Annotated in this window: 12 protein-coding genes; 10 read left to right on the top strand and 2 right to left on the bottom strand. The window is 48.0% G+C overall.

Annotation, left to right across the window (positions count from 1 at the left end):
• Positions 1-182 precede the first annotated feature (182 nt).
• The 3 genes from GCU44_RS04105 (at position 183) to GCU44_RS04095 (ending at position 2,375) form a co-directional block, all read left to right on the top strand.
• Complete coding sequence (locus GCU44_RS04105; RefSeq protein WP_154854522.1) at positions 183-968, top strand: UDP-2,3-diacylglucosamine diphosphatase; 786 nt, start codon at positions 183-185, stop codon at positions 966-968.
• Positions 949-1,782 carry a hypothetical protein gene (locus GCU44_RS04100; RefSeq protein WP_154854170.1) on the top strand — a complete coding sequence of 278 codons (834 nt, stop codon included), beginning with the start codon at positions 949-951 and terminating at the stop codon, positions 1,780-1,782. Before GCU44_RS04105 ends, GCU44_RS04100 begins: the two co-directional genes overlap by 20 nt.
• Before the next feature lie 158 nt (positions 1,783-1,940).
• Entirely contained in the window at positions 1,941-2,375 is a 435-nt protein-coding gene (locus GCU44_RS04095) for a T9SS type A sorting domain-containing protein (RefSeq protein ID WP_154854167.1), read from the top strand.
• A 58-nt stretch (positions 2,376-2,433) separates the two neighbouring features.
• On the opposite strand, the gene GCU44_RS04090 is transcribed toward GCU44_RS04095, so the two are convergent.
• Positions 2,434-2,862, bottom strand: coding sequence for an FKBP-type peptidyl-prolyl cis-trans isomerase (locus GCU44_RS04090; RefSeq protein WP_154854164.1), 429 nt, complete (start codon positions 2,860-2,862; stop codon positions 2,434-2,436).
• Positions 2,863-3,065: 203 nt separating this feature from the next.
• On the opposite strand from GCU44_RS04090, the gene GCU44_RS04085 reads away from it, so the two are divergent.
• The 7 genes from GCU44_RS04085 (at position 3,066) to GCU44_RS04055 (ending at position 12,581) form a co-directional block, all read left to right on the top strand.
• On the top strand, positions 3,066-4,445 hold the full coding sequence (locus GCU44_RS04085; protein ID WP_154854161.1) for a sigma-54-dependent transcriptional regulator: 1,380 nt from the start codon (positions 3,066-3,068) through the stop codon (positions 4,443-4,445).
• Positions 4,435-5,778: a sensor histidine kinase gene (locus tag GCU44_RS04080; protein ID WP_154854158.1), complete on the top strand. Its 1,344-nt coding sequence runs from the start codon at positions 4,435-4,437 to the stop codon at positions 5,776-5,778. Before GCU44_RS04085 ends, GCU44_RS04080 begins: the two co-directional genes overlap by 11 nt.
• 143 nt (positions 5,779-5,921) lie before the next feature.
• Complete coding sequence (locus GCU44_RS04075; RefSeq protein ID WP_154854155.1) at positions 5,922-6,740, top strand: UDP-2,3-diacylglucosamine diphosphatase; 819 nt, start codon at positions 5,922-5,924, stop codon at positions 6,738-6,740.
• 5 nt (positions 6,741-6,745) lie between these two features.
• A complete protein-coding gene (locus GCU44_RS04070) occupies positions 6,746-7,867 on the top strand; it encodes a glycosyltransferase family protein (RefSeq protein WP_092168208.1) in 1,122 nt (373 codons plus the stop codon).
• A 218-nt stretch (positions 7,868-8,085) separates the two neighbouring features.
• On the top strand, positions 8,086-10,758 hold the full coding sequence (locus tag GCU44_RS04065; protein WP_154854152.1) for an MGH1-like glycoside hydrolase domain-containing protein: 2,673 nt from the start codon (positions 8,086-8,088) through the stop codon (positions 10,756-10,758).
• The gene (locus tag GCU44_RS04060) at positions 10,733-11,332 is read left to right on the top strand and encodes a ribonuclease HII (protein WP_154854149.1); all 600 of its coding nucleotides are present in this window, start codon (positions 10,733-10,735) and stop codon (positions 11,330-11,332) included. Before GCU44_RS04065 ends, GCU44_RS04060 begins: the two co-directional genes overlap by 26 nt.
• Before the next feature lie 73 nt (positions 11,333-11,405).
• On the top strand, positions 11,406-12,581 hold the full coding sequence (locus GCU44_RS04055) for a PQQ-dependent sugar dehydrogenase (RefSeq protein ID WP_154854146.1): 1,176 nt from the start codon (positions 11,406-11,408) through the stop codon (positions 12,579-12,581).
• Positions 12,582-12,583: 2 nt separating this feature from the next.
• On the opposite strand, the gene GCU44_RS04050 is transcribed toward GCU44_RS04055, so the two are convergent.
• Positions 12,584-14,068 carry an NAD(P)H-hydrate dehydratase gene (locus GCU44_RS04050; protein WP_154854143.1) on the bottom strand — a complete coding sequence of 495 codons (1,485 nt, stop codon included), beginning with the start codon at positions 14,066-14,068 and terminating at the stop codon, positions 12,584-12,586.
• Positions 14,069-14,292: the final 224 nt, after the last annotated feature.

The raw sequence follows: 14,292 nt of genomic DNA, 5'->3' as shown, positions 1-14,292 counted from the left end.
CTGGCACAGGAGGCTTTCCAGGCGCTATTGCTCTTTTTTTAGGCGATTGTTTTTAACTTGCGGTGGGGTTGGTCGGTTCAGCCCCTTTCCCGTAGCAATGGAAGCCTCGTGTGTACGATGGTGCAATAACTAGTACTCCAGATATGTCATCCTTCGGAAACGATACGCATGTTACACCAAAAATGAAAATTCGGTTATTGGATCACCAAAAAGTCTATTTTGTCTCAGACTTTCATCTGGGAACACCCGATGCGGAATCCAGCAGAAAAAGGGAGAAGAAAATCATTAACTGGCTAAGTGACATCGAAAAGGATGCGGCTGCGGTTTTCTTTGTAGGAGATATATTTGACTTTTGGTTTGAATACGACAAAGTCATACCCAAGGGATTCGTGCGATTTATCTCCAAGATTACTGCCATGAGAGAAAAGGGCATTCCTTTATTCTTCTTTACCGGAAACCACGACTTGTGGATGAAAGACTATTTCACCAGTGAGCTGGATATTCCGGTATTTCACCATCCCCAGGAAATGGAAATCAATGAGAAAAAATTTTTGGTGGGCCATGGAGACGGACTGGGGCCAGGGGACCGCAAATACAAGATACTCAAACGATTTTTCACGAGCAAAACCTGCCAATGGCTATTTAAATGGATTCACCCCGATATTGGCATGGCCATTGCTCACCGCTGGTCCCAAAACAGTCGCTTAACGAACGATCAAAAAAACGAAGGGGAATTCAAAGGAAAGGAGAACGAGTGGTTGTACCAATATTGCCTGGAGATTGAAAAGAAAATGCATTTTGACTATTACGTTTTTGGGCACCGGCACCTTCCACTAAACCTTTCGGTTTCCAGCGAATCCACCTATTTTAATCTTGGTGAATGGGTACATCAGTGCCATTATGGGGAATTCGATGGATGGGCCTTCCAACTCAAATCCTACAACGGATATGCCATCAAATCCGATTAGCAGCCTACTATTCTTTTCCTTTCTCCTCGCCGCCCTTCCAGGATTGGCTCAGGATATACAGCTGTCCGGAGAACGATGGCAATTGGACCTGAGCGAGGCCTCCCGAATTTCCGTAGACCGAAACGGTGCGATCTTTGTCAGCGACCGAAGCGGCTATTTGCGTCAGTTTGACGCAGGGGGAGATTCGCTAAACCTCTATGCACCGGCTATCAGCACGGAACTGAATCAGTTAGAGGCATACTGGACGGTAAATCTGTTTCTTTTTTCTGCGGGTCAGCAGGTAATCGAAATCCTGGATCGCTTCCTGAACCCACTCAGCAGAAACTCAATGGCGGATTTGGGCTTTGGGGGCTATATTAGTCAGGCCACGCTGGGTAACAACCATGGCCTCTGGCTATACGACGAAACAGACCTGAGCCTGAAAAAAACTGATTTTTCCACGGGGCAACTGTTGCAGGAACAACCCCTAAACATCCTGCTACCGAACAGTAGCCTGCGGGTGCTGCAGTTGCTGGAACGGAAAAACATCCTATTTCTACAAATAGTCGATGAAGGCATGTACCTTTTTGACAATCAGGCAAACCTAATCAAAAAACTTCCGCTAGCGGGGAGTATTCCCGCCTTTGTGGACAACGAACACACCTACCATCTGGAAACCCAGCAATTGGTAAGAACCAATTTTCTGACCGGGGACCGCAGGAGTCTTGCCCTACCGGCACTACCCCCAATCATCGGTTTGGCATTGACCAAAAACCAAATCCTATTGTTGACTTCATCCAAGCTCTACGCCTATGACCGCCCGGATAACTATTGATGGGAAAGCCCACGTCACCGTACCACTTACATAAAACCAAACAATTTGATTCCTTTCGGGGTATTGTATTCCGATATAAATTATAATTTTGTTAATTAATAGTAATTATAGGTGAAAAATTAAAATTTTTCAATTCGATTTTTGCAATTTGCACATCAATGGATGAAGAAACGAATACCCACAGACTCCTATTTTCGGTCATTCTCCTGATGGCCTTTTTTTATGCAGGCAGCCTATTGGTTCGGGCACAAAATGTCGGACGGCCAGTTGAGACAACCATTTCTTTTCCAAAAGACCTGAGTACTCCCATTGTTAATTTTGACCTTCAGTCGCTGGGAAATAAAAAATTTAAATTGGTTTTGGAAAAACCCAATAACCAACTCACCGATGTCAAAATATACGACATACTGGGTAACCTTATCTTGCATGACCGACTCCGGCCAGCGGACGGAAAGCAAAAAAATTACGATTTCACCCATTTAAACAGCAAGATTTTTGTAGTAGAGGTAGGCAATGCCAAATACAACAAAACAAAAAGTATCTATGCCAATCCGCAGGGAAACCTCGAAAAAAGCTCGGCATTGGATAAATAAGTAAAGGGAGACCCTTGCAGCGCATGGTCTCCCCCCTTTCCTTTACCTAATGCATACCTTACGATACTTCGACAAGTTTGATATCAAATACCAGGTCCTGCCCTGCCAGGGGATGGTTGGCATCCAGGGTGATTTTAACCTCGTCAACGTGAACTACCTTTACGGGGGTTGGTTGTCCCTGCTGATTTTGGATGGAAAGATCCATTCCTACTTCCGGTTTGATATCCGCAGGAACCTGTTCGATGGGTACGTCTAACATCATGTCCTCTCGTTTTTGGCCATAAGCCTCGTCGGCAGGAATGGTCACACTCTTATCGTCTCCTACCTGCATGCCCTGAACGGCCACGTCAAATCCCTTGATCATTTTCCCGTCTCCCAAAATAAATTCCAACGGCTCCCTATCCTGGGAGGAGTCAAATATCGTTCCGTCCTTTAGTTTTCCTGTGTAGTGTACCTTTACGGTATTTCCTTTAGTTGCTACAGACATATGTATGTATTTTTTTGTTTAAATAGCAAAGATAGCACTTTTATCAAGGGATTAAAAACCAAAGGAATATCAATCCCTACTTGTTCATTTTCGTACCAATTATGTCCAATTACGGACAACACAAGTAGGTGAATCGGCATTTTCTTTGTAAATTGGCAGGATTTAACATTGGCATTATTTCAGCACTAATCGGTTAAAAAAGGATGGAAGATAAGAATTTAGGCAAATTGTTGATAATTGACGACAACGAAGACCTTTTGTTTGCCGCCAAAATGTTATTAAAAAAGCATGCAAAAGAGGTACATATCGAAAAAGATCCCCGACGGATCCCTTTTTTGGTTACGAATAATAGTTTTGACGTGATCCTTTTGGACATGAATTTTACGGAAGATACCACCTCCGGAAAAGAAGGGTTTCATTGGCTTCGTCAGATCAAGGAAATCGATCCAAAAGCGGTGGTTATCCTGATTACCGCTTTTGGCGATGTGGAGATGGCCGTGCAGGCACTTAAGGAAGGGGCTACGGACTTTATTTTAAAGCCCTGGCAAAACGAAAAATTATTGGCCACGTTGTCCGCAGCTATCAAATTAAAGGAAAGCTACAACGAGGTCGACAAGCTATCCAGTAAACAACGGCAGTTGCAGGCGGATCTGAAAAAACCCTTTTCCGATATCATCGGGCAGAGTGCCTCCATGAAAAACGTTTTTTCCATCATCGAGAAAGTGGCCCGAACGGATGCCAACATCCTGATTCTTGGGGAAAATGGGACGGGAAAAGAGCTGATCGCCCGGGCTATTCACGATCGTTCGGAGCGGAAAGACGAGATTTTCGTAGGCGTGGACATGGGTGCCATTACGGAGAGTTTGTTTGAGAGCGAACTCTTCGGCCACAAACGAGGAGCCTATACCGACGCTAAGGAAGACCGGGCCGGAAGGTTTGAAGTGGCGGATAAGGGGACCTTGTTCCTGGACGAGATCGGCAACCTGAGCATGCCGCTACAATCCAAGCTACTTACCGTACTGCAAAAGCGGGAAGTAACCCGGATCGGTACCAATAAATCCATCCCGGTAGATATTCGACTCATATGTGCCACCAACATGCCGGTGCACGAAATGATTCTGGAAAACAGTTTCCGGCAGGACCTGTTATACCGAATCAATACGGTGGAAATTTTTCTTCCGCCACTTCGGGACAGGCAAGACGACATCCCCATTTTAGCCGCCCATTTCCTAAAGGTCTATTCTGCCAAATACCGGAAGCAATTCAAAGGCCTGAAGCAAAATGCCCTGCAACTGCTGCAACGGTATAGTTGGCCGGGAAACATCCGGGAACTGCAGCATGCCATCGAACGGGCCATTATCATGGCGGAAGGAAACGAGCTGGATAGCCGGGATTTCTTCTTTCTTTCTGGAAAGCCTGCCACCGATAAAGTCAGCACCAATACCTATAATCTGGACGAGGTCGAAAAAACCCTGATTCAGAAAGCCATAGACAAAAACGGAGGCAACATTTCCAAAGCAGCAAAAGCGCTGGGATTGACGCGGGCCTCCCTGTACCGAAGGTTGGAAAAATATGGATTATAAAATCGGCTTACTGGGTAGGATTTTTGTGCTCACCCTGACCTTATTTTTGTTTGCTTACATGATCCTAACGGAGGCGGGTGTATTTGCCATCTCCTTATTCATTATTTTGACATTTGTACAGCTGATACTCCTAATCCGCTATGCGGAAAGCAGCTTTAATAAAGTACGTCAGTTTTTGGACAATATCAAACAAAACAACTATTCCACGGTCTATCCGGTGAAATTCGACGGGACAGAAACCGACGACCTGCATATCGAATTCAATGCCATTTTGGCAAAACTCAAGGAAGATCAGATGGAAAAAGAAGCCAACTTCCACTATTTTCGGACGGTCTTTCAGCACCTCAGCATCGGTCTGATTACCTTCGAGGCAGACGGCAGCGTGCAGATCCTTAACACGGCCGCCAAACGCATGTTAAACATTGAAAAGCTTTCCCATATCCAGGAAATCGCTTCCATCAACAAAGAACTCCATCATGCCATCGAAAACCTGCGTACGGGTGGAAGCGAATTGATAAAAATCGCCCATCCGGACGGGATCATGCAGCTCTCCGTCTATGCCATCGAGTTGGTACTTCGGGATGTTAAATTCAAATTGGTCTCCCTGCAAAACATCCAAAGTGAACTGGAAGAAAAGGAAATGGAGGCCTGGCAAAACCTGATTCGGGTGCTGACCCATGAAATCATGAACTCCATTGCGCCCATATCCTCACTAGCGGCTACCATCAGCATGGATATTAACCAAAAACTGAATCAGCAGGCAGCGGTGGATACCGAGGAACTTCAGGATTACCAGATGGGCCTGTCCACTATTGAAAAACGCAGCGAGGGGCTGATCAATTTTGTCAGTGATTTCCGAAGTCTCGCCCATATACCGGCACCAAAATTTTCGGCAATTAAGATCCGCGACTTATTCGACCAGATGGACATGCTCCTGCAAAATCAGCTCGAAACTCAGAAGGTCAACCTGCACAAACAGATCACTCCGGAAGACCTTCTTTTATTTGCAGATTGTTCACAGATCGAACAGGTACTGATCAACCTTACCCAAAACGCCATCCATGCCCTGGAGGATGCACCTGAAAAAAACCTATACCTACGGGCCTTTATCGATGATCAAGGCAAAATTATTATCGAAGTGGAGGACAGCGGCAAGGGCATTGAAGAAGAAGCCCTAAGTAAAATATTTATTCCCTTCTTTACCACCAAAAAGAGGGGATCGGGCATCGGATTGAGCCTTTCCAAGCAAATCATGCGCAGACATAAGGGCAATATTCAAGTGAAGTCGTCCCGAAACAAGGGGACGATCTTCAAACTTATCTTCAATGCATGAGGTAGGCCAACACCCGTATAACCGGTAGGTAACAATTCATTCACACCTTTCGGTAGATCAGCTACTTTAATAGCATTTTGATAAACGATTCTTCATCACCAGTTTATCTTATCCAGCTACATTGCTTCCAAAACAACAACGTTTTGGAAACAAACTTTAAAACCATTGTTCTTTCCGATATACATCTGGGAACAAAAGGCTCCAAAGCCAAAGAGGTGGTGCGGTTTCTCAAGCAGTACCAATGCGAAAACCTCATTCTCAATGGAGACATTATCGACGGGTGGCAGTTGAAAAAATCCGGTAGTTGGAAACGAAAGCATACACGGGTATTCAACCGGGTGCTAAAAATGATCGACTGTGACCGAACAAAGGTGGTTTACCTCCGGGGAAACCACGACGATTTTTTAGACCAGGTGCTGCCGCTCGAAATCGGCAATCTGTCGATACAAAAAGACCTGGTATACGAAAGCCAGGGTAAAAAATACTTCATTACTCACGGTGACGTATTTGACAACATCACGACAAACCTGCGTTGGATCGCCTACCTCGGCGATATGGGTTACACCTTTTTACTCTGGCTCAACACCCGGGTCAATCATTACCGGCGTAAAAAGGGCCTTCCCTATTACTCCCTTTCCCAGTATGTAAAATCCAAGGTGAAATCTGCTGTGTCCTACATTGACGGATTTGAAACCGAACTCTGCAAAATCGCCCGGTCCAAAGGCTGTGACGGCATCATCTGCGGACACATCCACAAAGCAGAAATACGGACTATTGACGGCATCGACTACCTCAACTCCGGCGATTGGGTGGAATCGCTAAGCGCACTCGCAGAAGACCATGAGGGTAATTGGCAGCTGATCTATTACAACGAGCTGGACTTTGGAAAAGGTCTGCAAGAGGAAAGCAAGGTAATTCCCCTCCGGGAGCCGACCGTTTCCCGGATAGATAAATTTTCCTGACTGTTATGAAATTTCTATTCATCGTTCAGGGCGAAGGTAGGGGACACATGACGCAGGCCATGGTCGTCAGCGAACTGCTTCGAAATCAGGGCCATGAAGTAGCAGCAGTGGTGGTAGGCAGCAGCACACGTAGAAAAACCCCCGCCTACTTTCTCCAAGCATTTTCTTGCCCTGTTTACCGGGTACAAAGCCCCAATTTTGTCACCGATAAGGAGCAAAAAGCTATCAAGATGGGTTCGACCATTCTTGAAAACCTAAAAAAGCTACCGCTGTATATCCGCAGCATTCGACAGCTGGATCGTTGGGTACAGGCGCATCGACCGGATTGCATCTTGAATTTTTACGATATACTGGGAGGGATTTATGCCATGTGCTACCCTCAGCGGGCCACTTACCTCGCCATCGGACACCAATACCTGATGTACCATCCGGATTTTACTTTTGCCCAACCGGGAGGCGTTCAAAAGCTATTATTCAAACTAAATACACGCATTACCTGCTGGAATTCCTCCCAAATCATTGCGCTCTCCCTATGGGAACCCCGCCGGGTGGGAAAGAAGAAAAACCTGGTTGTGTGGCCTCCCCTGATTCGCAATGGCGTCCGTCAAGCCAGTCCCGCTACCCGGGATTTTTTTCTCGTATACATCGTCAATTCGGGCTATGCAAAGGAGGTATACACCATTGCGGCGAACCATCCAAGTATTTGCATAGAGGCCTTTTGGGATGCCCAAAAAATGCCCCCGGGTTATCAGGCGCTGCCCAACCTAACGTTTCATCACATTGACGACCGGCTGTTCGTTGAAAAACTGAGTCAATGCAAGGCCTACCTGTCCACCGCGGGCTTTGAATCCATAGCAGAAGCCATGTATCTGGGAAAAAAGGCCCTGATGGTTCCGGTGAAAGGACAATACGAACAGCAATGCAATGCATGCGACGCGGAAAAGGCTGGAGCAGGAATGGCGGCCGATCGCTTTGCGGCTGAATTTCTGGACAAACTATTGGAGGAAGAAACCGACAGTAGCCAGTCAGGCAAGGAATTTTACCAATGGCAACACGGGCTGGAGACAGCATTTGCCGACTTTCTGAAACGCCTGCCTGTCGCGGAGGAGGTTCCCGTAACCCCTTGATACATACCCACTGCCGATCCATTCCCGATTTTTCAGTCTGACGTGAAAAAAACAGGTCAAAAAAAAACACCTATCGGCTGCTTGTATGGCTTACTGCCAACAAGAACGTACAAAATTTAACCTCGTTACAAAAAAATAGAAATACATCCGGGATAAGTTGGCAATTAGAACGGTAAATGGTTTAAATTCGCCCTTTATACGGACGGCCAGCTATACCCATGAATAAAGAGTTAGAACGACTAAAGGAAAACCGCGAAAAAATCCGTCATTGGAAAAAATGGGGGCCCTACCTCACCGAACGACAATGGGGCACTGTTAGAGAGGATTACAGTCCGGATGGAGCTGCCTGGGAAAACGTCACCCACGACGATGCCCGGAGTAAGGCCTATCGATGGGGAGAGGAAGGGATCGGGGGAATCAGCGATCACAAACAGAAGCTTTGTCTTGCATGGGCCTTTTGGAATGGAAAAGATCCCCTAATAAAGGAGCGTTTTTACGGGCTTACGGGAAACGAGGGCAATCACGGAGAAGACGTGAAGGAGTTGTACTACTACCTGGACTCCTCTCCTACGCACAGCTACATGAAAATGCTGTACAAGTATCCCCAGGAAGCATTCCCTTACCAGCAGCTGTTGGAACAAAACCAATTGCGGGGGAAAAACGAAAAAGAATACGAAATACTGGATACCGGTGTATTTGACAAGAATGCCTATTTTGATATTTTTCTTGAGTACGCCAAAGCCGATGTGGAAGATATCTTTGCCCGGGCTACCATTCATAACCGCGGTTCGGAAGAAGCCACTATTTGGGTAATGCCCACCATTTGGTTTAGAAAAACCTGGTTTACCGGGGATGAACCCTTTATGCCCAGCTTAAGGAAAAGCGGACCTGCAAAAATGACCGCTTTTTCTCCAAAATCCGGAAACTACACCTTCACCTTTTCAGGGGAACCGGATTTACAGTTTTGCGACAACGAAACCAACCGGGAGCGGCTGTACCACATCGGCAACCAAAAGAAATACCTGAAGGATGCCATCAATGATTACGTCGTACAGGGAGATAAGAAACACCTCAACCCCAAATTTACCGGAACCAAAGCAGCGGCCATCTACAAAATCTGCATCCCGGCAGGAGAAAAAGCGGAAGTTGTTTTTCGGATGCAACACGCAGCAACGGAAACACCCCTGGAGTCTGCAGAAAAAACCTTTCAGGACCGAATAGCAGATACGGAATCCTTCTACGGGGGCCTGCAGGAGCGGGTGAAGGACGCGGAAATGAAGCTGATACAACGACAGGCTTTTGCCGGCATGCTATGGAGCAAACAGTTCTACTACTACAACGTGGAGCGCTGGCTGGAAGGAGATCCGGGCAGGTACCAACCTCCGCAGGAACGAAAGTCAGGCAGAAACAGCAATTGGCGCCATTTGCAAAACTACGACATTATTTCCATGCCGGACAAATGGGAATACCCCTGGTATGCCGCCTGGGACCTGGCCTTTCACTGCATACCCCTGGCCAGACTGGACCCGGATTTTGCAAAAGACCAGCTTTTGGTCCTGTTAAACGATTGGTACATGCACCCAAACGGGCAGATGCCTGCCTACGAATGGAATTTCAACGATGTCAACCCTCCCGTACATGCCTATGCGGTTCAACGGGTGTATCAAATTGACAAAAAATACAACGGACAGAATAAAGGCGACCAGGAGTTCCTGGAACGGGCCTTTCACAAATTACTACTTAATTTTACCTGGTGGGTCAACCAAAAAGACGAGGAGGGTAAAAACATCTTTGAAGGTGGGTTTTTGGGGCTGGATAATATCAGCGTTTTTGATAGAAGCCATGTGGACAAACTCTTCGGGAAACTCGAGCAGGCAGATGCTACCTCCTGGATGGCGATGTTTTGTTTGAACATGCTGCGAATTTCCCTGGATTTGTGTGAATTCAACAAGGTATACCAGCATACAGCGACCAAATTTTTGGAGCATTTTTTATACATCGCAGGGGCCATGAGCAATATCTCCAAAGAAAATATCAGCCTTTGGGATGACGAAGACAATTTCTTTTTTGATGTGCTGCACTTGTCGGGAGAAGAACCTAAGTTGATGAAGGTGAAGTCCATAGTGGGGATCATTCCGCTATTTGCAGTGGAACCCATACGGGAAGAGCTTTTCGACGACCTTCCCGAATTCAAAAAACGTCTGGATTTCTTTTTTAAGGAAAAACCAAAGTTGGCCGCGCTGGTTTCCAATTGGATACATCCCGGTCAGGAAAAAAGAAGGCTTTTTTCGCTCCTCCGCGGGCACCGCATGAAAAGCATTCTGTACAAAATGCTGGATGAAACCGAATTTCTATCCGAATACGGTATCCGTTCCTTGTCCAAAGACCACCTCAAAAATCCCTATTCGGTGCAGATCAATGGCAGCCGGTTTTCGGTCAGCTACGCGCCCGGTGAATCGGAGACCACCATGTTTGGCGGCAACAGTAACTGGAGAGGCCCCATCTGGTTTCCTATCAATTACCTCATCATCGAATCCCTGAAAAAATTTGATTTTTATTACGGGGGTACTTTTTCCATCGAATATCCCACCGGTTCCGGAAAGTTTATGACCCTGGACTTGATCGCAAAGGAACTATCACTTCGGCTAATCAACCTGTTTCGCAAGGATTCCAGCGGCTACCGCCCCATCTACGCAGACAACAAAAAAATGCAGGAAGACCCGCACTTCCAGGATCTGATCTTGTTTTACGAGTATTTCCATGGGGACAATGGCCGGGGCCTCGGGGCCTCCCATCAGACCGGCTGGACAGGTCTGGTGGCGGAACTGATCCACAAGTACTACAAGGAGAAACAGTTTTATCCCAATGCTGCTACCTTATTTAAAAGCTAACCGAAAAGAGGCCGGCTGCGACGAGGTAGGCAGGGGATGCTTGTGCGGGCCGGTGGTGGCAGCAGCGGTGATCCTTGCCCCCGACTACGCCAATGAATGGATCAACGACTCCAAAAAGATCATCAAATCCCGCCGGGAATCGCTAGCAGAAGAGATTAAATCCCAGGCTTTGAGCTGGGCCATAGGAAGCGCTACGGTAGCCGAAATCGACGAATTGAATATTCTGAACGCCTCCTTTCTGGCCATGAATCGGGCTGTAGATGCGTTGGATGTATCACCCGATCATTTGCTGATCGACGGAAACAGATTCAAATCGGTACGAGACATCAGCTTTGATTGTGTCGTAAAAGGAGATGGGAAATTTGCCAGCATTGCAGCCGCCTCCATCCTGGCAAAAACCTACCGGGACGAACTCATGGCCAGGCTTTCCCGGGACTATCCGGGCTATGGCTGGGAACGAAACGTGGGTTACCCTACCCGAGAACACCGGGAAGGCATTCGGAAACTGGGCCCCAGTCCCCTACACCGCAAATCCTTCCGGCTCTTACCGGAGCAGTTGAAAATCGACCTGTAAGCGAAGATCCGGTCTGGGCTGGAACGAATGCTGTTCCAAGAGGGTTTAAACAAATAAAAATAACCGAATGCATATGAATCCCACACCTGTTTTTTACCTACTCCTTTTCCTCTTCCTGTCCCTTGGCTTGCAGGCGCAAACCCCTGTGCAAAAAGCCCAGCCCATTTTGGGCGAAGTACCACAGAAAACAGAAGACGTATTTCTCCCGGAGGTACCCGGTGTAAAAGTTGAAGTCTGGGTGGATAGCCTGACCATACCCTGGTCCCTCCGGTTTCTGCCTAATGGCGACGCCCTGGTAGCACAGCGACCCGGAACGATCGTCCGTATCCCCGCCGGGCATTCCGAACCAGTCCCCTACCTGGATGTTCCCGGTACCATTCACGAAGTGGATGCCGGCCTGATGGGTATGGCAGTACATCCGAATTTTGAAACCAATCAGTGGATTTACGTCATGCATGCCTACCGGGATGCGGAAGATCGGCTTTTAAGTAAAGTGGTTCGGCTAAAAGATACCGGCACTACTGCCCAAGTAGACAAGGTGATTTTGGACAAAATACCGGCCTATGCAATCCACCTGGGTGGTCGGATTGCGTTCGGCCCTGACGGCATGCTGTACATTGGAACCGGCGACATGTCCCAGCCCTTTGTGGCACAGGATACCAAAAACCTGGCCTCCAAAATACTGCGACTAACCGACGAAGGGGCAATTCCCTCTGACAATCCCTTTCCCAACTCACCGGTCTATTCCTACGGGCATCGGGTGGTGCAGGGATTCGCCTGGGATCCGGAGACCGGCGCTTTCTTTAACTCTGAACACGGTCCTTCGGGCGCTGAAGTAGAGGGAAGTGTGCGCTACCGGGACGAAATAAATATGGTGGAAAAAGGAGGTAACCATGGGTGGCCCATCGTTGTCGGAGCTCCCGGGATGCAAGCCTATGTGGATCCCAAAGCCTCCTGGAACAAAGCGGCCGTCCCTCCGGCCGGCATGACTTTCTACAAAGGGGATTTGTATGTGGCCTCCCTTGGAGGGCAAGCACTGATCCGATTGGTAGTCGATAAGGAAAACGAGTACGAAGTGAAGCGGGTCGAACGCTGGTTTTCCTATGCCCCTTCCAAAGGGATTTACGGACGAATGCGGGACGTCACCGTTGGGCCCGATGGAAATCTGTACGTGACCACCAGCAATACTGACGGGCGGGCAGCGTTGCGTCTGCATGATGATAAAATTTTGAAACTGACGTTCGAGTAAAATCAGACGATACCGAAATGCCGAAAACTCTCGGGTATTTTTTCAAGGATATCACTGGCCAGGGTCCCCCTTCCGAATTGGGACCCTGCCAATTCCCCGGCGTGTCCGTGATGAAATACACCACATAAAACGGCGTTTTTCATGGAATATCCCTGCCCAAGAAACGAGGTGAGTATGCCGGTCAATACGTCTCCCGAACCGCCAGTAGCCATGTGTACGGAGCCCGAATTATTGAATACCTGTTGCCCATCCGGAAAACTAATCAGCGTATAGGCCCCTTTTAGCACCAGCACGCAGCCGTATTTCACTACGAAATCCCTGGCAAGATCCATCCGGTGAAAGTGATTTTTCGCTTCAATGCCCGTGAGCCGTTCAAACTCCTTGAGGTGGGGGGTTAGCACCACCTTGGCATGCAAAAACGACAGCCATTCCGGATGATCTCCCAAAATATTGATGGCATCGGCATCCAAAACGGCGGGGCCGGTGTAACGGCGCAGCAACTCATGCACCAATTCCACCGCACCTTTGCCCTTGCCAAGCCCGGGACCCATGCCCACCGCATCGATCCCCTCGGTTTCCAGGCTACCGCCCACTTCGGTTTCTCCCCCGGGTGGCAGTACCATGGCTTCCGGTATGCTGGTTTGTAGGATGTCTACGCCACAAGCAGGAACCTTGCAAAAAACCAGGCCCGACCCGGTACGCAAAGCGGCACGGGTACTCAGGCCGATGGATCCCATTTTGCCATAACTTCCTCCTGCCAAAATGATTCTCCCAAAATCACCCTTGTGGCTTGAATTTGGAAAAGTCTTGTGCAGGGTTTCCAGGGCTTCACCCGAATAAAAAAACCGTCTGGAATCAAAGGATTCAAAATAACCTCTGTCGATACCGATGCTTTTAACCACTAGCTTGCCGGTGAATACCGCGTGTTCCGGTGCCAATAAAGAAAGCTTTGGAAATTGGAAACTCACCGTATAATCGGCTCGAAACACATCCCCCTCGGCAGGCCCATCGGAAGGCAGGCCCGACGGCATGTCCACACTTATTTTTAATGCAGCACGGGCATTTAACTCCTGCACCAGGCTTTGGTAATCACCGCCCAATGGTCGATTGATACCCACGCCAAAAATCGCATCAACAATCACCTGCCCGGAAGGACATTTTTCCCAGCTATCCAGGGAAACCCTTTCCGGCAAAACCTGAAGGTTTTGCCGGAAATCGGACGAACCGGAATCCGGATCCCCTATCAGCCCTACATGTACCCTATATCCTGCCTGATTGAGTATTCGTGCGATGGCCAGCCCATCTCCTCCATTGTTTCCTGTCCCGCAGTAAATGGAAACGGGTTTCTCCATTGGTACCTCTTGAACAAACCACGCACAGAAAACCCGCGCCGCTCGTTCCATCAGTTGGTACGAGCAAATTCCTTCCCCTGCAACGTACTGTTGATCCAGTGATTTTACCTCATTACCCGAAAGTATCTTTTGCATGTCCTTGCTTTTTTTGTTCCAGAATACCGCCACTCACCGCACGGAAAATCGGAGGAGCCAATGCGCTTACCGGCCAACCTGACCGGGACCCCTTCGTTTGTCGTGGAAGCTGCTAAATGAAACAGAAGTTCGGGATTTAAAAAAAAATAACCTAATGAAACGCCCGGGATTAGGGAAAAATGGTAGCCTACCGGGGATCCGCACAGCGCGCAGGAGTATGCAAA

It is taken from the genome of Cyclobacterium xiamenense (assembly GCF_009467825.1).
Taxonomy (GTDB): domain Bacteria; phylum Bacteroidota; class Bacteroidia; order Cytophagales; family Cyclobacteriaceae; genus Cyclobacterium; species Cyclobacterium xiamenense.
This window is presented reverse-complemented; position numbering and strand designations above follow the sequence as displayed.

Bases quoted from the DNA above. Each gene is read 5' to 3' on its own strand.
- GCU44_RS04105 (WP_154854522.1), top strand. From the start codon at position 183: ATGAAAATTCGGTTATTGGATCACCAAAAAGTCTATTTTGTCTCAGAC.
- GCU44_RS04100 (WP_154854170.1), top strand. From the start codon at position 949: ATGCCATCAAATCCGATTAGCAGCCTACTATTCTTTTCCTTTCTCCTC.
- GCU44_RS04095 (WP_154854167.1), top strand. From the start codon at position 1,941: ATGGATGAAGAAACGAATACCCACAGACTCCTATTTTCGGTCATTCTC.
- GCU44_RS04090 (WP_154854164.1), bottom strand. From the start codon at position 2,862: ATGTCTGTAGCAACTAAAGGAAATACCGTAAAGGTACACTACACAGGA.
- GCU44_RS04085 (WP_154854161.1), top strand. From the start codon at position 3,066: ATGGAAGATAAGAATTTAGGCAAATTGTTGATAATTGACGACAACGAA.
- GCU44_RS04080 (WP_154854158.1), top strand. From the start codon at position 4,435: ATGGATTATAAAATCGGCTTACTGGGTAGGATTTTTGTGCTCACCCTG.
- GCU44_RS04070 (WP_092168208.1), top strand. From the start codon at position 6,746: ATGAAATTTCTATTCATCGTTCAGGGCGAAGGTAGGGGACACATGACG.
- GCU44_RS04065 (WP_154854152.1), top strand. From the start codon at position 8,086: ATGAATAAAGAGTTAGAACGACTAAAGGAAAACCGCGAAAAAATCCGT.
- GCU44_RS04060 (WP_154854149.1), top strand. From the start codon at position 10,733: ATGCTGCTACCTTATTTAAAAGCTAACCGAAAAGAGGCCGGCTGCGAC.
- GCU44_RS04055 (WP_154854146.1), top strand. From the start codon at position 11,406: ATGAATCCCACACCTGTTTTTTACCTACTCCTTTTCCTCTTCCTGTCC.
- GCU44_RS04050 (WP_154854143.1), bottom strand. From the start codon at position 14,068: ATGCAAAAGATACTTTCGGGTAATGAGGTAAAATCACTGGATCAACAG.